This window comes from uncultured Aureimonas sp. (genome assembly GCF_913775355.1).
Classification (GTDB): domain Bacteria; phylum Pseudomonadota; class Alphaproteobacteria; order Rhizobiales; family Rhizobiaceae; genus Aureimonas.
This window is the reverse complement of sequence record NZ_CAJYIU010000029.1, coordinates 1-17,258: the sequence shown is the minus strand read 5'-3', so window position 1 is coordinate 17,258 and position 17,258 is coordinate 1. Positions and strand designations below refer to the sequence as shown.

Annotated in this window: 19 protein-coding genes; 13 read left to right on the top strand and 6 right to left on the bottom strand. The window is 69.8% G+C overall.

Annotated features, from left to right (window positions below; all coding sequences use genetic code 11):
- The 10 genes from QZ753_RS02245 to QZ753_RS02200 all read left to right on the top strand — a co-directional run.
- On the top strand, positions 1 to 234 hold a 234-nt coding region (locus QZ753_RS02245), incomplete at its 5' end, for a chemotaxis protein CheW (RefSeq protein ID WP_294640821.1).
- Between the two features lie 253 nt (positions 235 to 487).
- Positions 488 to 2,431, top strand: coding sequence for a methyl-accepting chemotaxis protein (locus tag QZ753_RS02240; RefSeq protein ID WP_294640819.1), 1,944 nt, complete (start codon positions 488 to 490; stop codon positions 2,429 to 2,431).
- A gap of 258 nt (positions 2,432 to 2,689) precedes the next feature.
- On the top strand, positions 2,690 to 3,487 hold the full coding sequence (locus QZ753_RS02235; protein ID WP_367171482.1) for a tetratricopeptide repeat protein: 798 nt from the start codon (positions 2,690 to 2,692) through the stop codon (positions 3,485 to 3,487).
- 19 nt (positions 3,488 to 3,506) lie between these two features.
- Complete coding sequence (gene der / locus QZ753_RS02230; RefSeq protein ID WP_294640818.1) at positions 3,507 to 4,916, top strand: ribosome biogenesis GTPase Der; 1,410 nt, start codon at positions 3,507 to 3,509, stop codon at positions 4,914 to 4,916.
- A 99-nt stretch (positions 4,917 to 5,015) separates the two neighbouring features.
- Positions 5,016 to 6,170, top strand: coding sequence for a cell wall hydrolase (locus tag QZ753_RS02225; RefSeq protein ID WP_294640816.1), 1,155 nt, complete (start codon positions 5,016 to 5,018; stop codon positions 6,168 to 6,170).
- A 123-nt stretch (positions 6,171 to 6,293) separates the two neighbouring features.
- Complete coding sequence (locus QZ753_RS02220; protein WP_294640814.1) at positions 6,294 to 6,635, top strand: AtpZ/AtpI family protein; 342 nt, start codon at positions 6,294 to 6,296, stop codon at positions 6,633 to 6,635.
- A 113-nt stretch (positions 6,636 to 6,748) separates the two neighbouring features.
- On the top strand, positions 6,749 to 7,498 hold the full coding sequence (locus QZ753_RS02215) for a F0F1 ATP synthase subunit A (protein ID WP_055888552.1): 750 nt from the start codon (positions 6,749 to 6,751) through the stop codon (positions 7,496 to 7,498).
- Between the two features lie 74 nt (positions 7,499 to 7,572).
- Positions 7,573 to 7,797, top strand: a complete 225-nt coding sequence (locus tag QZ753_RS02210; protein ID WP_055888550.1) for a F0F1 ATP synthase subunit C — start codon at positions 7,573 to 7,575, stop codon at positions 7,795 to 7,797.
- Positions 7,798 to 7,869: 72 nt separating this feature from the next.
- Positions 7,870 to 8,487 (top strand): F0F1 ATP synthase subunit B, encoded by a 618-nt coding sequence (locus QZ753_RS02205; protein WP_294640811.1) that lies wholly within the window; start codon positions 7,870 to 7,872, stop codon positions 8,485 to 8,487.
- An 11-nt stretch (positions 8,488 to 8,498) separates the two neighbouring features.
- Positions 8,499 to 8,981 (top strand): F0F1 ATP synthase subunit B, encoded by a 483-nt coding sequence (locus QZ753_RS02200; protein WP_294640809.1) that lies wholly within the window; start codon positions 8,499 to 8,501, stop codon positions 8,979 to 8,981.
- A 346-nt stretch (positions 8,982 to 9,327) separates the two neighbouring features.
- Here QZ753_RS02200 and QZ753_RS02195 read toward each other — a convergent pair whose 3' ends face one another.
- Positions 9,328 to 10,041 (bottom strand): ribonuclease HII, encoded by a 714-nt coding sequence (locus tag QZ753_RS02195; protein ID WP_294640807.1) that lies wholly within the window; start codon positions 10,039 to 10,041, stop codon positions 9,328 to 9,330.
- A 185-nt stretch (positions 10,042 to 10,226) separates the two neighbouring features.
- Positions 10,227 to 11,384, bottom strand: coding sequence for a PA0069 family radical SAM protein (locus QZ753_RS02190; protein WP_294640806.1), 1,158 nt, complete (start codon positions 11,382 to 11,384; stop codon positions 10,227 to 10,229).
- A 132-nt stretch (positions 11,385 to 11,516) separates the two neighbouring features.
- Here QZ753_RS02190 and QZ753_RS02185 point away from each other — a divergent pair, with 132 nt between their 5' ends.
- Positions 11,517 to 11,993 carry a hypothetical protein gene (locus QZ753_RS02185; protein ID WP_294640803.1) on the top strand — a complete coding sequence of 159 codons (477 nt, stop codon included), beginning with the start codon at positions 11,517 to 11,519 and terminating at the stop codon, positions 11,991 to 11,993.
- Between the two features lie 4 nt (positions 11,994 to 11,997).
- On the opposite strand, the gene moaB is transcribed toward QZ753_RS02185, so the two are convergent.
- The 4 genes from moaB to QZ753_RS02165 all read right to left on the bottom strand — a co-directional run bounded on the left by moaB (position 11,998) and on the right by QZ753_RS02165 (position 16,435).
- On the bottom strand, positions 11,998 to 12,540 hold the full coding sequence (gene moaB / locus QZ753_RS02180; RefSeq protein WP_294640802.1) for a molybdenum cofactor biosynthesis protein B: 543 nt from the start codon (positions 12,538 to 12,540) through the stop codon (positions 11,998 to 12,000).
- A complete protein-coding gene (locus tag QZ753_RS02175; protein ID WP_294640800.1) occupies positions 12,537 to 13,436 on the bottom strand; it encodes a 4-(cytidine 5'-diphospho)-2-C-methyl-D-erythritol kinase in 900 nt (299 codons plus the stop codon). Before QZ753_RS02175 ends, moaB begins: the two co-directional genes overlap by 4 nt.
- A gap of 7 nt (positions 13,437 to 13,443) precedes the next feature.
- The gene (locus tag QZ753_RS02170) at positions 13,444 to 15,267 is read right to left on the bottom strand and encodes a tetratricopeptide repeat protein (RefSeq protein WP_294640798.1); all 1,824 of its coding nucleotides are present in this window, start codon (positions 15,265 to 15,267) and stop codon (positions 13,444 to 13,446) included.
- Between the two features lie 154 nt (positions 15,268 to 15,421).
- A complete protein-coding gene (locus QZ753_RS02165) occupies positions 15,422 to 16,435 on the bottom strand; it encodes a polyprenyl synthetase family protein (RefSeq protein ID WP_294640796.1) in 1,014 nt (337 codons plus the stop codon).
- Between the two features lie 144 nt (positions 16,436 to 16,579).
- Here QZ753_RS02165 and QZ753_RS02160 point away from each other — a divergent pair, with 144 nt between their 5' ends.
- Both QZ753_RS02160 and QZ753_RS02155 read left to right on the top strand, forming a co-directional pair.
- The gene (locus tag QZ753_RS02160) at positions 16,580 to 16,807 is read left to right on the top strand and encodes a DUF2007 domain-containing protein (RefSeq protein ID WP_055888530.1); all 228 of its coding nucleotides are present in this window, start codon (positions 16,580 to 16,582) and stop codon (positions 16,805 to 16,807) included.
- Positions 16,800 to 17,258: methyltransferase (locus QZ753_RS02155; protein WP_294640794.1), on the top strand; the 459-nt coding region annotated here is incomplete at its 3' end. The genes QZ753_RS02160 and QZ753_RS02155, both read left to right, overlap by 8 nt.

The window sequence follows — 17,258 nt, the reverse complement described above, 5'->3', positions numbered from 1 at the left end:
GTCGCGATCCTCGTCGAGGCCGAGAACGGCCAGCGCTCGGCGCTCCTCGTCGACAGCATCCAGGGCCAGCGCCAGGTCGTCATCAAGAGCCTCGAGGCGAACTACGGCCGCGTCGCCGGCATCGCCGCCGCGACGATCCTCGGCGACGGCCGCGTGGCGCTCATCCTCGACATCGACGCCGTGGCCGCCTCCACCCGCTTCGAGAACGGCATCGCCGCGATGGCCGCCGAGTAGCCCGCGTCACACGACGGGACGACCCCACCCACGCGACGCCGCCGGCTCACACCGGCGGCGTCGTCGCGTTCCGTGCGCGCGGTGTCAGTGTCAGGACCGCACCGTACGATGATTCCTGTCATTCGGCTGTCGGTCCTCCGGCGTCTTCAGTATTTCCTATGAATTGCATGTTTCACTTCGCTGCAACCTGACCAGCGGGGTGGCTTCGACGAAGCGCTTCGGGTCGCAGTTCCCTCGCATCGAGCCGAGCCCCATGAAGCTGTCCAACATCTCGATCGGCAAGAAGATCATGGCGAGCTTCGCCGCGATGGTCGTCGGATCCGCCATCATGGGCACCGTCGTCTACGGCACCATGACCTCGATCGAGGAGGCGCGTCAGGCGCGCATCGTGGTCGGCGACAGCATCAACGACGCGCTGCTCTTGCGCCTTCTGGTAACCCGTCAGGAAAATTCGACGCGCGGCTATATCCTGATGCCATCGGATGAGATGGCTCAGAAGGTCGCCAAGCATTACGCCAACTTCCGTAAAGCTGCGGCCGAACTGGACGCGGTCCCCCTCGACCCGGCTATCAAGCAGCACTTCCAGGACGCCTCGGCCGGCATGGAAGCCTGGCATACGCAGATCGTCCAGGCCGCGCTGAAGCTGGCCTCCGACCCCGCGACGATCGCGCAGGCTGGTCCGTTCATGCGCTCCGAAAAGGCGGACGCGCTGATCGATCCGATCGAGACCAACATCGATACGGCAATCGACACGATGAGGACGCAGGCGGCCTCGCTCGCCGACGTTCAGCAGAACGCCTATGGGCAGGGGATCGTCCAGATCCTCGTGGCCATCGGCCTGCTTCTGGGCGCCGCCTGCCTTCTGGGATGGATGCTGATCCGCACGATCGCCGCGCCGGTCGCGCGACTGCGCCAGGTCATGGGCGAACTCGCCAAGGGGCAGCGCGACGTTGTCGTCCCGTCGCTCGACCGGGGCGACGAGATCGGCCAGATGGCCGGCACGGTGGAAACCTTCCGGCTGGCCGCCGTGGAGCAGGCCCGCCTCGAGGCCGAAGCCTCGGCGATGCGTGCCTCGCAGGCCGCCGAGCGCGACCGCGTCGCCGCGGCCGAGCGCGCCTCGAAGGCGGAACTCCAGGCCTTCGTCGACAGCGTTCAGGGCGGCTTCTCGCGTCTGTCGGACGGCGACCTGACGGTGCGCCTCGACCAGCCGGTGGCCGAGCGCTACCAGCCGATCCGCGACCAGTTCAACACGTCGGTGGAGCGTCTCGAAGGGACGATGGGCTCGGTCGTCAACGCGATCGGATCGCTGCGCACCGGGCTCGGCGAAATCAACGCCGCCTCGAACGATCTGTCGCAGCGCACCGAGCAGCAGGCGGCCAGTCTCGAGGAGACCGTCGCAGCGCTCGCCGAGGTGACGCGCGCCGTCGACGAGACGGCGCAAGGCGCCGGCCGCGCGCTGACGTCCGCCGAGAGCGCCAACCGCAACGCGGCCAAGGGCGGCGAGATCGTCGGCCGGGCGATCACCGCGATGCGCGCCATCGAGGAAAGCTCCGAGAAGATCGGCCGCATCATCGGCGTTATCGACGAGATCGCCTTCCAGACGAACCTGCTGGCGCTCAACGCCGGCGTCGAGGCCGCACGCGCCGGCGAAGCCGGCCGGGGCTTTGCGGTCGTGGCGCAGGAGGTGCGGGGCCTTGCCCAGCGCTCGGCGGAAGCCGCCAAGGAGATCAAGGACCTCATCTCCGCGTCCGGCGCGCAGGTCGAGGCGGGCGTCGAGCTCGTCACCGCCTCGGGCCGCAGCCTCGACGAGATCATCGCCGAGGTCGGCGAGGTCAGCCGCACGGTGGCCGAGATCGCGACCCGCACCCGCGAGCAGGCGATTTCCCTCAAGGAGGTGAAGACCGCGGCCGACCAGATGGACAAGGTGACCCAGCAGAACGCCGCGATGGTCGAGCAGGCGACCGCCGCCGCGCAGACGCTCGCCACCGAGACCGACGAGCTTGCCCGCCTCATCGGCGAGTTCAAGCTCTTCTCCTCGCAGGGGCACGCGACGCAGGCCCAGCGCGCCGTCCGCCGCGAGGCGCCGCGCGCCGCGCCGGTCACGGCCGCCCGCCCGGTCGTCCAGATGCGGAGCCAGGGACGGGGTGGGGCCGCGGCTGCACCCGCGGCGTCCGCCGACGACTGGGAAGAGTTCTGATCCCGGCGGCCCGTCCACCACGTCATCGAACGCAGGAAGGGCGCGGGCCAGGATCCCCGCGCCCTTCCTGCGTTCGGGCCAAGGCGGTCCCGCCAGGGCCATCCCGCATTCCGGCGCGCGCGAACGAGCGAGGCGTGCTGCGGAAAACCGCATGCGATCGGCCCATGGCTTCCTTCGCGGGGAAAAATCGTTCAAAAGCGCAGGCCTATGCGGCCCGGCCCTGCCGGCCACCCGATCCAGCGCCAAGGTTGAGCGTCCATGAGCAATGACACATTCGTTCGCGAGGTGAACGAGGAGCTTCGTCAGGAGCGTGTCCGCGCGTTGTGGATCCGCTACGGCACGGCCGCCGTGATCGTCGCGGTGCTGATCGTGCTCGGCGTCGCCGGCTACGTCCTCTGGCAGCGCTATCAGGCAGGCATCGCGGCCGCCGACGGCGACAGGCTTCTTCAGGCGACCGCCCTCTATTCGGAGGGCAAGACGCAGGAGGGGAACGCCATCCTCGACGGCCTCGCGCAGAACGGCGTCGGCGCCTATCCGGCGCTCGCGCGCATGCGGCTCGCCGAAGCGCGCGTTGCCGACGATCCCGCAGCGGCCGTCGCCGCCTTCGACGAAGTGGCCAACATGTCCAGCGCGCCGCAGGGCCTGCGCGACATGGCGGCCGTGCGCGCGGCCTATCTCCTCGTCGATCACGGCTCGCTCGCCGACGTGCGCGCCCGCGTCGAACGGTTGACCGGCGACGCGGAGCCGCTTCGCTTCCCCGCGCGCGAGGCGCTGGGCCTTGCCGCCTGGAAGGCCGGCGACATCGAGACCGCTCGCACGATGTTCGACCAGCTGCAGGAAGACCTCGGCGCCCCGAACGGCATCCGCCGCCGCGCCGGCCTGATGCAGGAGCTGATCGCGGCCTCGACGCCGGCCGCGCCCACGGCTGCGCCGGCCGCGCCGGTCACCGAAACCACCGCAGCGGCTCCGGCCGCACCCGCCGCGCCCGCGACGCCGGCCCCCGCCGCGCCGGCCGAGACGCCTGCGCCGGCATCGCCTGCCCAGCCCCCGGCGTGACGGGAGCCACGAGGACACCATGGTCACCATCGCCATCATCGGTCGGCCGAACGTCGGCAAGTCCACCCTGTTCAACCGGCTGGTCGGGCGCAAGCTCGCGCTGGTGGACGACCGGCCGGGGGTCACGCGCGACCGGCGCGAAGGCGAGGCGCGCCTGCTCGATCTCGACTTCCGCGTCATCGACACGGCCGGCCTAGAGGAGGCGGGCGCCGACACGCTGGAAGGGCGCATGCGCGCCCAGACCGAGTTGGCGATCCAGGACGCCGACCTGTCGCTCTTCGTGGTCGATGCCAAGGCCGGCGTGACGCCGCAGGACGAGACCCTCGGCGATCTCCTGCGCCGCCGCGGCAAGCCGGTGATCCTCGTCGCAAACAAGTCCGAGGCGCGGGGCTCCGACACCGGCTTCTACGACGCTTTCTCGCTCGGCCTCGGCCAGCCCTGCGCCATCTCAGCCGAGCACGGCGAAGGCATGGGCGACCTGCGCGATGCGATCGTCGAGGCGCTGGGCATCGAAGCCTTCGAGGACCCGGACGCCGCCGACGCCGACCCGGAAGCCGAGATCGAGTTCGACGAGGACGGCGAGCCGATCGAGCGCTACGACGCGACGAAGCCGCTCAACATCGCGATCGTCGGCCGCCCGAACGCCGGCAAGTCGACGCTGGTCAACCGCTTCCTCGGCGAGGACCGCCTCCTGACGGGCCCCGAGGCCGGCATCACGCGCGATTCGATTTCGGTCGAGTGGGAGTGGCGCGGCCGCCGCGTGAAGATGTTCGACACGGCCGGCATGCGCCGCCGGGCGCGCGTGCAGGAGAAGCTGGAGAAGCTGTCCGTCGCCGACGCGCTGCGCGCCATCCGCTTCGCCGAGGTCGTCGTGATCGTCTTCGACGTGACGATCCCCTTCGAGAAGCAGGACCTGACGCTGGTCGACCTCATCGCTCGCGAGGGCCGAGCGCCGGTTCTCGCCTTCAACAAGTGGGACCTCGTCGAGGACCGGCAGGCGGTGCTGGCGGACCTGCGCGAAAAGACCGAGCGCCTCCTGCCGCAGGTGCGTGGCGTCAAGGCCGTCACCGTCGCGGGCGCGACGGGCGAGGGGCTCGACCGCCTGATGAAGGCGATCACCGAGACCCACGAGACCTGGAACCGGCGCGTTTCCACCGCCAAGCTCAACCAGTGGCTGGAGCGCATGGTCTCGCACCATCCGCCCCCGGCGGTCTCGGGCCGGCGCGTCAACATCAAGTACATGACGCAGATCAAGACGCGCCCGCCGACCTTCATCCTCCACACCTCGCGCCCCGAGGCCGTCGGCACCGCCTACACGCGCTACCTCGTCAACGGCCTGCGCGAGCAGTTCGGCCTGACCGGCATCCCGATCCGCATGACGATGCGAAAGTCCGACAACCCCTACGCCCACAAGGCCAAGAAATTCTGACGGGCGGAGCGGCGCCGGCCGCCCCGCCGGCTCATTAACCCTCCGATAAGGTTAATGAGCGATGATCGTCTTCCGATGGAACCGATGCGGAAGCCGGTCATGAGAACAGCGAAGCACGGCGCCCGCAGGGCGGACCGCAGATCCGCCGCACGCCGCGCCGCGTTTCGCCGCACGCTCCTGTCGATCGGTGCCGCGCTCCTGATTCTCCCAGCCCTGCCGACCACGCTGCCCAACGCAGACCTGTCGACGGCCGGCACGCCGGACGATCTCGCCGGCCCGCTCCTCACGCTGTCCGCCTTCGCCGGCAATCCGGGCTTCGAAGATGGCGATGCCGATCTCGTGGCGCAGCCGGCCGACGGCTCGGTCTTCGTTCGCGACGGCTCGGCCCGCATTCCCGCCGAGCGGGGAGGGCGCGTCGGACCCCGTCCGCTCGCCGCCGTGCAGCCGAAGTTCGCGGCCGGCGCCATCGTCGCCGCGACCAACCTTCTGCGTCCGGGCCTTGCCATGGGCGACGACGAGATGCGCACCGCGCTCGCCGGCCCGCTGCCGTTCGGCGGGCCGACCCGCGTCGCGGCGTTCCGCCGCAGCGGGGCGGAGGCCGGCGCGACCGCAGCGCCGGATCCCGTCCAGGTCGCCGCTCGCCGCGACAAGCCCGCGCCCGACGCCATTCCCGCCGGCAAGGTCGACGCACTGCAGACGCTGGCGGCCTATGCGCCCGAATCCCAGCCCGGACACTCCAGCCTCTTCGACGCCGTGCTCCATCCGCAGGGCCAGGACTTCATCCCGCCGATCTCGCCGAAGGACCATTCCTGGGCCGCCTCGATCCTTCCGGCGTCCTCCTTCACCGAGAAGGAGCAGACCTGCCTCGCCAACGGCATCTATTTCGAGGCGCGCGGCGAGACCGAGAAGGGTCAGGCGGCGGTGGCGCAGGTCATCCTGAACCGCGTGCGCAATCCCGCCTATCCCAAGACCATCTGCGGCGTCGTCTACCAGAACCAGGACTGGAAGAATCGCTGCCAGTTCTCCTTCGCCTGCGACGGCGTCAAGGACGTCATCTGGAACAAGCGCGCCTACGGCACCGCCAAGCGGATCGCCGACGAGGTGACGCGCGGCAAGACGTGGCTCCCCGAGGTCGGCTCGGCGACGCACTACCACGCGACCTATGTCCGTCCCCGTTGGGCGAAGACCATGCAGAAGGTCGACAAGATCGGCCTCCACGTCTTCTATCGCACCTATGGCGGCGGCTGGCGCTGACGCCCTGTCGCCGGGCGCGACTCTGCCTTAGATGCGGGAGAGGGCACCGGCATCCTGCCGGACACGGCGAAGTGAAGGATGCGGCGGCCGGATGGCTCGCCGCTTTCGGCAGGGCGGCACGCGATGAACGACGACACGGACAAGACCGACGCCGAGCGCGCTGCCGACCGGGCCCGCCTGCAGGCCCGCCTCGACCATTTCAAGGCGACGCAGAAGACGCTCCAGCCCGAGACCGACGGCAAGCCCGGCTCCATGCAGGGCATGGCGCAGGGGCTGAAGATCGCCAGCGAGTTCATCGCCGGCGTCGTCGTGGGCGCCGTGATCGGCTACGGCATCGATCAGCTTTTCGGAACGACGCCCTTCGGATTGATCGTCTTCCTGCTCCTCGGCTTCGCCGCCGGCGTCCTCAACGTCATCCGTTCGGCCAGCCAGCCGACCCCGCCGAGCGATCCCCCTTCACGATAAGTGGATCGCACGGGGACAGAGCAGGCATTTCGCCCCGGAGGGTGTTGCGAAGCGCGGTTCGGGACGCTATGGCAGTCTCGCTCCGAGAGGGCGAGCATAAGAGGACCAAGCGTTTGGCGAACGATCCCCTTCATCAGTTTCAGATTTCTCGGCTGGTTCCGATCGAAATCGGCGGGGTCGATTTCTCGTTCACCAATTCTTCGTTGTTCATGGTCGCGACTGTCGCGGTCGCCACGGGCTTCCTGTATTGGTCGACCCGCGGTCGCGGACTGGTGCCGAGCCGCTCGCAGTCGGTCTCGGAACTCTCCTACGAATTCATCGCCAGCATGCTGCGCGACGCGGCGGGATCGAAGGGGATGAAGTTCTTCCCCCTCGTGTTCTCGCTGTTCATGTTCATCCTGGTGGCGAACCTCCTCGGGATGTTCCCGTACTTCTTCACCGTCACCAGCCACCTGATCGTCACCTTCGCGCTGGCGCTCCTCGTGATCGGCACGGTGGTGGTCGCCGGCATCAAGGGCCACGGGCTCGGCTGGTTCAAGGTCTTCGTTCCCTCCGGCGTTCCGGCGGCCGTCGTGCCCTTCGTGGTCCTCATCGAGATCATCTCGTTCCTGTCCCGCCCGGTGTCGCTCTCGGTTCGTCTCTTCGCCAACATGCTGGCGGGCCACATCACGCTCAAGGTCTTCGCGGGCTTCGTGACCTCGCTCGGCGCGCTCGGCGCAGTCGGTGTGGGCGGCGCGATCCTGCCGCTGCTCATGACCGTCGGCATCACGGCGCTCGAATTCCTCGTGGCGTTCCTGCAGGCCTACGTTTTCGCGGTCCTGACCTGCATGTACCTCAACGACGCGGTCCACGTTCACCACTGACCGCTTCCCCTCGTCACGCGGCCGTCTCGGTCGCGGGCCTCAATCCCCCGCACGATCCACTAAAGGAGTTTCTCATGGACGCGGAAGCTGCACGTTACATCGGCGCTGGTCTGGCTTGCTTCGGCATGGCCGGCACGGCCCTCGCGCTCGGCAACATCTTCTCGAGCTTCCTCACCGGCGCGCTGCGCAACCCGTCGGCTGCCGACGGCCAGTTCGGCCGCCTGATCTTCGGCTTCGCCGTCACGGAAGCTCTGGGCATCTTCTCGCTGCTCATCGCGCTGCTGCTGCTCTTCGTCTAATCTCAAGTTCTTGGGATTGTGCAGCCGGCCGCCCCGGACGGGGCGGCCGGACCCGTATCATCGGAGTAGGACATGTTCGTCACCGAAGCTTTCGCGCAGACAGAGGGTGCGCCTGATGGGCATGGAACGCCGTTGACCACCTCTCCCACTCCCCCGACCGCGGAAGCCATCGGCGTGCCCGAGGGCGCGCACGAAGCGGGCGGTACCTTCCCGCCGCTGAACCCCGAATTCTTCGCCTCCCAGATCCTGTGGCTGGCGATTAGCTTCGGCGTCTTCTACTACGTCCTGTCGAAGACGATCATCCCGCGCATCGCATCGGTTCTCGAGAACCGCCGCGAGCGCATTGCCGCCGATCTCGAGGCGGCCGAGCGCATGCGCGCCGATGCCGACGAGGCGCAGGCCGCCTACGAGCAGGAGCTCGCCAGCGCCCGCGCCAACTCGCAGAAGATCGCCGGCGAGGCCCGCGATTCGGCCCGCTCCAGCGCCGACACCGAGCGCAAGCGCATCGAGGGCGAACTCGACGCCAGGCTCGAGACGGCGCAGGCCCGCATCGCCGAGATCAAGGCCCGCGCGCTCGCCGACGTCGATACGATCGCGACCGATGCCGCCGAGGCCATCCTGACCGAACTGACCGGTGCCAACGTCTCGCACGACGAGGTCGCCAACGCCGTTCGCGCCGTTCGCGCCTGAGGAGCTGAATCATGGCATTCGACGCAACATTCTGGGCGCTGATCGGCCTCATCCTCTTCCTCGCCGTCGTGATGTACTTCAAGGCGCCGGCGATGGCCGCCCGCTCGCTCGACAGCCGCGCCAAGCGGATCGAGAACGAGATGGAGGAGGCCCGCGAGTTGAAGGAAGAGGCCAAGCGCCAGCTGGCCGACTACCAGCGCCGCCGCCGCGAGGCGGAAGCCGAAGCCCGCGAGATCGTCGCCAGCGCCCAGCGCGAGGCCGCCGGTCTCGTCGAGGAAGCTCGCATCAAGAGCGAGGAATACGTCGCTCGCCGCACGCAGGTCGCCGAGCAGAAGATCGCCCAGGCCGAAGCCGACGCGATCGCCGAGGTCCGCGCCTCCGCCGTCAACATCGCGATCGACGCCGCGACCCGTGTCATCGCGGAGCGCAATCTCGGTACCGATGGCCAGATGACCGAGCGCTCCATCGAGGAAGTCCGCCGCCGCCTCAACTGAGTGCCCCGCAGGACCGAACCGCACAAGCCGCCCTCCGGGGCGGCTTTTTTGCGTCTGGAGGGGCCGCTTGGGTTTCAGACCGGGTCCACATGAACGACCTGCAGCCTGGAGCTGCACGAACCGCATTCACCGCGGCCATGATTCGCCTGGAGGCGGCCGTTCGTTTGGCTGGCCGAAACGACGCGATCGTCTGAGTCTCGGAGTTGTCGGTGCGTTCTCTTGGGGATCGACAGCCGACGCGGTCACACCGGAGCCCCTAAGCGCCGCAGCGAGCCCGCCGCCGACGTCGGCGTGTCGAGCACAAAAGCCTCCCGCCGATCGTTCGATCCGCTTGCGATCGCAGACCTCAGCCGGCGCGCGCCAGACGGGCCGCGATCGGGGCGAAGCTGCGGCGGTGGTGGATGCAGGGGCCGGCCACCTCGATAGCCGCAAGATGCGCGGCCGTCCCGTAGCCCATGTGCCGGCCGAAGCCGTAGGCGGGATGCTGATCGCAGAGCGCCGCCATCATCCGGTCGCGTGTCACCTTCGCTATGATCGAGGCGGCAGCGATCGACAGCGAATGCGCGTCGCCGCCGATGACGGCCGTTGCGGGGCAGGCGAGGCGGGGCGGAACGTCGCGCCCGTCGACGAGCGCATGGTTCGGCTCGCATGCGAGGCCCGCCAGCGCCCGGCGCATGGCGTTCAGAGTCGCCTGCCGGATGTTGACGCGGTCGATCTCCACCGCGCCCGCCGTGCCGATGCCAACCTCGGCGCTCTGAATGATCGCCTCGTAGAGGCGCTCGCGCTGAGCGGCCTTCAGCTTCTTGGAATCGTCGAGCCCCTGCGGCAGGCGAGCGAAATCGAGCACGACCGCCGCCGCGACGACCGGACCGGCCAGCGGCCCGCGCCCTGCCTCGTCGACGCCGGCGATCCGCTGATGTCCCATAGCCATAAGATGCCGCTCGATGGTGTCGTTCGGCCCCGGCTCGTCGGAGCGGGGCAGCACGAGGCCGGGCGCGAAGAGGGTGGGGAGTGAAGGATCGGAGGAACGGCGAGTCATCGTGCGGCGAACCTCGCGCATTCTCCGATCCTTCTCAAGCCCGGCGGCGGGTTGGCGGACCGCCGTGCTCTTCTGCGACGGCGGCGGAACGGGGAGACCGCCGACGTCCGTCGTCCGGATGCGGCCCCGGACGATCGATAGGGAGGCTCGCCAGCCTCCCGGTGTGTTCAGCGTCCGGCGCGGGCGCCCGGACGGCCCGCGGCGTTTCAGAGCAGCGAGAGCTGCACGCCGCCGCCCTTCGGCGCGCGGAAGAGGTCGTTGCGCAGCGTGGATCGCTCGAGGTTCAGCGCCAGACGCTTGGCGGCCAGCTCGAAGCGGCGCTTGATCTGCTGGGCGTAGGGCCCCTTGCCGGTCATCCGCTGACCCCATTCGGGGTCGTAGTCCTTGCCGTCGCGCATCGAACGCAGGAGCGCCATCACGTGGCGGTAGCGGTTGGGATAGTGGCGCAGGAGCCAGTCCTTGAAGAGCGGCGACACTTCGAGCGGCAGGCGCAGGAGCACGTAGCCGACCTCCTTCGCGCCAGCCTCCGCTGCCGCCTCAAGAAGCCGCTCGATCTCGGAATCCGTCAGCCCCGGAATGATCGGCGCGGTCATCACCATGGTCGGGATGCCCGCCTCGGTCAGCTGGCGCACGGCATCAAAGCGCTTGGGTGGCGTCGCCGCCCGCGGCTCCATCAGGCGCGCCAACTGGCGGTCCATCGTCGTGACGGACACGGCGACCCGCGCCAGCCCCTTGGCGGCCATGCGCTGGAGAATGTCGATGTCGCGCGTCACCAGCGCCGACTTCGTCACGATGCCGACCGGATGGTTTGCCCGCTCCAGCACCTCGAGGATCTCGCGCATGATCCGCCGCGTCTTTTCGATCGGCTGATAGGGGTCGGTGTTGGTGCCGATGGCAATCGAGCGGGGCTCGTAGCCGGGTTTCGACAGCTCCTCCTCCAGAAGCTCGGCCGCGTTCGGCTTGGCGAAGAGCTTGGATTCGAAGTCGAGGCCGGGCGACAGGCCCATATAGGCGTGGCTCGGCCGCGCAAAGCAGTAGACGCAGCCGTGCTCGCAGCCGCGATAGGGGTTCACCGAGCGGTCGAAGGAAATGTCGGGCGACTGGTTGCGCGTGATGATCGTGCGCGCCGCCTCGTTCTGCACCTCGGTGCGGAACGGCGGCAGCTCGTCGATGGTCGCCCAGCCGTCGTCGAACGCAGCCCGCGCGAAGGGCTCGAAGCGGCCGGACGGGTTCAGCCCCGCGCCGCGACCACGCCGGCGGTCAAAGCCGACGCGCAGGCCCGACTGGTTCAGCATGTGGTTCGCGATGTCGACGCCGCGGCCTGGGCCGAGCGCGGCGCGGTCGATGCTTCGGATCTCGGACATGGGATTGGGTTCCCTCGGATACGATCCCGTTGAGACCCTGATCCTATTCATCGGATCGGAACAATACAAGAACAAATGAGAACGAAAGAGGAAGCTGGCGGGCGGCGCCGCTTTGCGATAACGCGGGACGCGATGCTGACCGTCCTGATCCACGGCGCCGACGATGCGCCCGCCTTCGCGCAGACCCTCTCGCCACTCGTCTCGGGCGCGGTGGAGGGGATCCTGCGCGACGTCGTGGTTCTCGATGCGGTGGGGGACGACGTTCGGCGCGTCGCCGATCACGCGGGCTGCCGTCTGGCCTCCGCAGGCGAAGTGCTGGCGGCCCCGGCGGCCCTGAAGGGCGAGTGGGTGCTGATCCTGCGCTCGGGCGAGCGTCTGCCGGAGAACTGGATCGACCGGGTGGTGCGGTATGCGGGCGGCCGGTCGGCGGTCGCCGCGGCCCGGCTGCCGGAGCCCGAGCCCGGCATCTTCGACCGCCTGTTCGGGCGCTCGCGCGGCGGCGTCCTCGCCTCGCGCGCGGCTCTGGTGGCGGCCGCGCCCGCCAGCGGCGGACGGATCGATCGCCTGGTGCGCGCGCTGAAACCCCGCCGGATGCGGCGCGGCGGCTGATGCGTCAGGCCGAAAGGCCGCCGCGGCGCAGGTGCTCGTCCAGCCGCGGCATGATCTCGACGAAGTTGCAGGGGCGATGGCGATAGTCGAGCTGCGCGGCGAGGATGCCGTCCCAGCCGTCGCGGCAGGCGCCGGGCGAGCCCGGCAGCGCGAAGACGAAGGTCGCGTTGACGACCCCTGCGGTTGCCCGCGACTGGATCGTCGAGACGCCGATCTTCTCGAAGGAGATCCGGTGGAATACGATGGAGAACCCGTCCATCCGCTTGTCGAAGATCGGCTCCAGCGCTTCCGGCGTCACGTCGCGGCCGGTGAAGCCGGTGCCGCCCGTGGTGATCACGACGTCGATGCCGGGATCGCGCGACCAGCCGAGCACGCATTCGCGGATTGCCTCGATGTCGTCGCGCACGATCCGGCGGCCGCCGAGCCGATGGCCCGCGCCCTCCAGCCGCTCGACCAGCGTGTCGCCCGATCGATCGTCGTCCGGCGTGCGCGTATCCGAGACCGTCAGGACGGCGATCGAGAGGGGAATGAATTCGCGCTCGCTCATCGCGTCTGTCCCGTCAGTTGCGTCGCCTTGACCCACCAGCCGGGCCGCGCCGCCGCGATCGAGCGCTCCGCCTCGCGGCAGGCGGCGTCGCTGGCGAAGAGCCCGAACACCGTTGCGCCGGAACCCGACATGCGCGCAAAGCGCGCGCCGGCCGCGGACACTGCCTCGACGGCATCGCCGATCGCGGGCGCGAGCCCGAGCGCCGGGGGCTCCAGATCGTTGCGTGCGGCCTCGAGATAGCGCGCGAGTGTTTCGAGGTCCGAAAAGCCTGTCGCCGGCGGCGCCATGAGGGGCGCGTTGTCGCGCCGTGCGAGGCCGGCGAAGACGGCCGGAGTCGCGACCGGCACGCCGGGATTGACGAGGAGAACGGGAATCGCGGGCAGGGCGGCCAGCCGCTCAGCGCGCTCGCCGATCCCGCGCACCACCGCCGCCTCGCCCGACAGGCACATCGGCACGTCGGCGCCGAGCGAGACGCAGCGTTCGGCAAGCGAGGGTAGGAGCGCGGGATGCCGGGCCCCGATCCAGGCGAGCAGGGCGCCCGCATCCGCCGAACCGCCGCCGATGCCGGCGGCATGCGGCAGATGCTTGGAGAGGCGGATGGCGAGCGGCGACAGGCGCACGCCGCTCGCGGGCGCGAGCGCCTGCGCGAGGGCCAGCGCCTTCATGACGAGATTGCCGCCGTCGGTCGGCACGCCCGCCCCGAGCGGCCCGTCGACGCTGAGCGTGTCGCGCGGGCCGGGGGCGATCTCCAGCCGATCGCCGAACTCGGCGAAGGCGACGAGGCTTTCCAGTTCGTGATAGCCGTCGGCCCGGCGGCCGACGACATGCAGCGCCAGATTGATCTTGGCGCGTGCGGTGACGGTGGTGACCCAGGGAACGTGGACGAAGGCGTCCATGCGATCGTCAGTTCGAGACCTTGGGGGCCTCGGTTCCGCCGCCGGAGGCGGGCGGCGCGATCGCGGCCGTGTCGGCCACCGGTGCCAGGCCTTCGGCGAGCTTCTTCTTGATCTTCTCGACCTCGGCCGCCTCCGGCGCGGGATCGCCGACCAGCGCGCGGTTCCACTGGAAGCGCGCCTCGCGGGTGCGCCCGACCCGCCAGTAGGCGTCGCCGAGATGGTCGTTCAGCGTCGGGTCGGCGGGCATGATGAGGACGGCGCGTTCCAGCTGCTCGACGGCCTCGTCGAAGCGGCCGAGGCGGTAGTAGGCCCAGCCGAGCGAATCGATGATGTAGCCGTCGTTCGGCCGCAGCTCGACGGCGGTGCGGATCATGTCCAGCCCCTCGTCGAGATTGCGGTTCATGTCGACCCACGAGTAGCCGAGGTAGTTTAGGACCTGCGGCTGGTTCGGCTCGAGCTCCAGTGCCTTGCGGAAGTCCGGCTCGGCCTTGTCCCACTGCTTCTGGCGCTCGAGCGCGATGCCGCGCTGGTAGTAGATGTTCCACACGTTGGGCGCGTCGGCCGGCGCGAGGGTCAGCGCCTTGTCGAGCATCGTCACCGCGCCCGCATAGTCCTTGTCGGCCGCCAGCACGTCGGCCAGCGCGAGGTGCGCCTGGAGGTCGTCCGGGTAGCTCTCGACGGCCTTGCGCAGGTGGACCTTCGCCTCGTCCTTTCGCTCGGCCTGCCAGAGGTCGAGGCCCATCTGGAGCTCGGCGGTGCGCCGGTAGGGCGAGCCTTCCGGGATCTGCTCGTAGTAGGAGATCGCGAGGTCGATCTGCTTCGACCGGTCGGCGACGCCCGCAAGCGCGGTCAGGAGCTTCGGATCGGCCGTGTTCGCGACCGCCTTGGCGAACTGGAAGTAGAGAAGCGCGACGTCCTGCCCGTCGCCGCGGTTGATCGCCTGCCCGAGGATGTAGAGCGTCTCGGCGGCGCCCCCTTGCGCATCGCGGATCGGCGGGTCGATCTCCTTGCCGTCGCGGATCGCGGCCTCGAGCTGCGTCAGCGGCTCGTAGGCGGGCGCGAGCTCGAGGCCGCGCGCCACGGCGTCGAGCGCCTGCTGCTTGCGACCCGAGCGCGCCTCGATGCGCGCCAGCGCCTCGGCGCCAGCGAGATAGGCGTCGACCGAGGTCTGCGCCGTGCTCTGGTCGGAGATCAGCGCGCCGAACGCGGTGCGTGCCCGCTCGACATCGCCGGTGAGCCCGGCGATCAGGCCGATCTCGTACTGGTTGAAGGCCTCGAACCACGAGGCGCCGCGAAGCGCCTCGACGCGGCGGATGGCGTCCTGGCCGCGACCGGCGCCAACATCGGCCCAGGCGGAGAGATGGCCGACGAGGAGCGTGTCGAGATCGCTCGTGTCGCGCAGCTTCAGCGACTCGATCGCCGCGTCGAAGCGGCCGTCGTGCAAGGCGTCGAGTGCGACCGCGATCTGGGCGACCTTGCCCACCGTGTCGTCGTCAACGAGCTTGGCCGCGAGGTCGACGCCGTCCTTGAAGCGGCCGTCCGCCAGATAGGCGAACATCGCTTCCTGCTGCAGGACGTCGGAGGTCGGATCGAGGCGGAGCGCTTCGTCGTAATAGTCGGCGGCGATGCCGGGCTGGCGGTTCTCACGCGCGAGCTTGGCGGCGAGATAGGCGCCCGACAGCGACTGGACGTTCACGGTGGCGCGTTCGGTGCCGGTGGCGGGCGCGTCCTGCGCGGCGGGCTCTGCGGTCTGCGCCGCGGCAGGGCCGGCCAGGACGGCGGCGGCGAGGGCGGCGGCCAAAGCGATCCGCGAGATACGCGTTCTATCCACGTCGAACTTCCTTTTTCCCGACCTGCCGGCGCGAGAGCGTCGGCCGCAGCGCTCATGTCCGCCCGCTGCCTCGGCAGCGCGAGGCGCGTTCACCCGTGTCCGCTTCCAGAATGTTTATTTTGCGACGGCGGACGACGCCAGCCGTCGGCACGAACTATCGGATCCGCTCGATCGAAAACGCCACCACGGCGTCGAGCGCCTCCCGGTGCGGCCCGGCGGGCAGGACCGACAAGGCCTGCGAGGCGAGCCGCCCGTGCTCGCGCGCCCGTGCCTTCGTCGCTTCCAGCGCCCCGTGCCGCGCCAAGAGGTCGCGCGCGCGCGCCAGAGCCGCGTCGTCGTTCTGCCCGTTTTCCATCGCCTCGCGCCAGAAGGCGCGCTCGTCCTCGCTGCCGGCGGCGTAGGACAGGATGACCGGCAGCGTAATCTTGCCCTCGCGGAAGTCGTCGCCGACGTTCTTGCCGAGATCGTCCGCCGAGCCGCCGTAGTCGAGGACGTCGTCGAGGAGCTGGAAGGCGAGGCCGAGATGCAGGCCGTAGTCGCGCATCGCCGCCTCGAAGTCGGCGCCCGCGCCCGCAATCACCGGGCCGACTTCCGCTGCGGCGGCGAAGAGGGCGGCGGTCTTGGCGCCGATCACCGCCATGTAGTCGGCTTCCGTGGTCGACATCTGCTTGGCGGCCGACAGCTGCCAGACCTCGCCCTCGGCGATCACGGCGGACGCGTTGGAGAGGATCGCCAGGGCGCGCATCGAGCCGACCTCGACCATCATCTTGAAGGCCTGGCCGAGGAGATAGTCGCCGACGAGAACGCTCGCCTGGTTGCCCCAGATCGTGCGCGCGGTCTTCCGGCCGCGGCGCAGGTCGCTCTCGTCCACCACGTCGTCGTGGAGGAGCGTCGCGGTGTGGAGGAACTCGACGCTGGCCGCGAGCTTCACGTGGTTCTCGCCGCGGTAACCGAAGGCGAGCGCCGAGGCGAGGGTGAGGATCGGCCGCAACCGCTTGCCGCCCGACGAGATCAGGTGTTCGGCGATTTCCGGAATGAGCTCGACGTTGGACCCGGCCATGGACAGGATCAGCGCGTTGACGCGATCCATGTCCGCACGCGTCAGGCCGAGGATCGGGTCGATCGAGGCGATCGCTCTCGTCTGATCCAGGGGGCGGGCAAGGGTCACTGGTCTTCTCCGTATCGCTGCGCGCGCAATAGCCGGGCGGGCGTTGGGCGGCAAGTGCGTAAAGTGGCGCGCTGCCGGCATCGGGCGACCTCGGACACGTCCCGGCTTGCGTCCGGCGTGCTTTTGGGGCCACTGGACCCCGCCATGATCGAACTCCTGCGCTCTAACGATCCCGTCCTCCTCTCCTTCGTGCAGGCGCTCCTGCGCGATGCGGAGATCGGGCATCTCCTCGCCGACAGCCACATGAGCGTCCTCGACGGCTCGATCGGCATCCTGCCGCGCCGCCTTCTCGTCGATGACGAGGAGATCGATCAGGCCCGGCGCCTTCTCAGCGATGCGGGGCTGGCGCACGAACTCTCCGACCGTGCCTGAGCCGTCGGGCGAGGTCACGAAGGACGCCTTCTACGGCGGCGCGTTCCATCTTCTCCAGCCGGCGAGAGGCGGCCTTCGCGCCGGCGACGACGCGCTGCTGCTTGCTGCCACCGTCGAGCCGGGGCAGGGCGGCACCGCGGCCGACCTTGGGTCCGGTTCGGGCGCCGTCGCCCTCGCCGCCGCGACCCGCGCGCCGGCCCTCCACTTGACGCTCGCCGAGCGCGATCCGGCCATCGTGGATCTTGCCCGCCGGACCCTCGCGTTGCCGGAGAACGCTGATCTCTCCCGTCGCCTGCGCGTCGCCGAGCTCGACCTTCTCCAGCTGCGCCCGGCGCGCGAGGCGGCCGGCCTCGCGGACGGCGCCTTCGATCTCGTCCTCACCAACCCGCCCTTTCATCCGGCCGGCGGCCGCGTCTCGCCGGACGCCACGCGCGCGGCCGCCAAGGCCGAG

Coding starts and splice junctions, on each gene's coding strand:
- QZ753_RS02240 (WP_294640819.1), top strand. CDS start 488: ATGAAGCTGTCCAACATCTCGATCGGCAAGAAGATCATGGCGAGCTTC.
- QZ753_RS02235 (WP_367171482.1), top strand. CDS start 2,690: ATGAGCAATGACACATTCGTTCGCGAGGTGAACGAGGAGCTTCGTCAG.
- der (WP_294640818.1), top strand. CDS start 3,507: ATGGTCACCATCGCCATCATCGGTCGGCCGAACGTCGGCAAGTCCACC.
- QZ753_RS02225 (WP_294640816.1), top strand. CDS start 5,016: ATGAGAACAGCGAAGCACGGCGCCCGCAGGGCGGACCGCAGATCCGCC.
- QZ753_RS02220 (WP_294640814.1), top strand. CDS start 6,294: ATGAACGACGACACGGACAAGACCGACGCCGAGCGCGCTGCCGACCGG.
- QZ753_RS02210 (WP_055888550.1), top strand. CDS start 7,573: ATGGACGCGGAAGCTGCACGTTACATCGGCGCTGGTCTGGCTTGCTTC.
- QZ753_RS02205 (WP_294640811.1), top strand. CDS start 7,870: ATGTTCGTCACCGAAGCTTTCGCGCAGACAGAGGGTGCGCCTGATGGG.
- QZ753_RS02200 (WP_294640809.1), top strand. CDS start 8,499: ATGGCATTCGACGCAACATTCTGGGCGCTGATCGGCCTCATCCTCTTC.
- QZ753_RS02195 (WP_294640807.1), bottom strand. CDS start 10,041: ATGCGCGAGGTTCGCCGCACGATGACTCGCCGTTCCTCCGATCCTTCA.
- QZ753_RS02190 (WP_294640806.1), bottom strand. CDS start 11,384: ATGTCCGAGATCCGAAGCATCGACCGCGCCGCGCTCGGCCCAGGCCGC.
- QZ753_RS02185 (WP_294640803.1), top strand. CDS start 11,517: ATGCTGACCGTCCTGATCCACGGCGCCGACGATGCGCCCGCCTTCGCG.
- moaB (WP_294640802.1), bottom strand. CDS start 12,540: ATGAGCGAGCGCGAATTCATTCCCCTCTCGATCGCCGTCCTGACGGTC.
- QZ753_RS02175 (WP_294640800.1), bottom strand. CDS start 13,436: ATGGACGCCTTCGTCCACGTTCCCTGGGTCACCACCGTCACCGCACGC.
- QZ753_RS02160 (WP_055888530.1), top strand. CDS start 16,580: ATGATCGAACTCCTGCGCTCTAACGATCCCGTCCTCCTCTCCTTCGTG.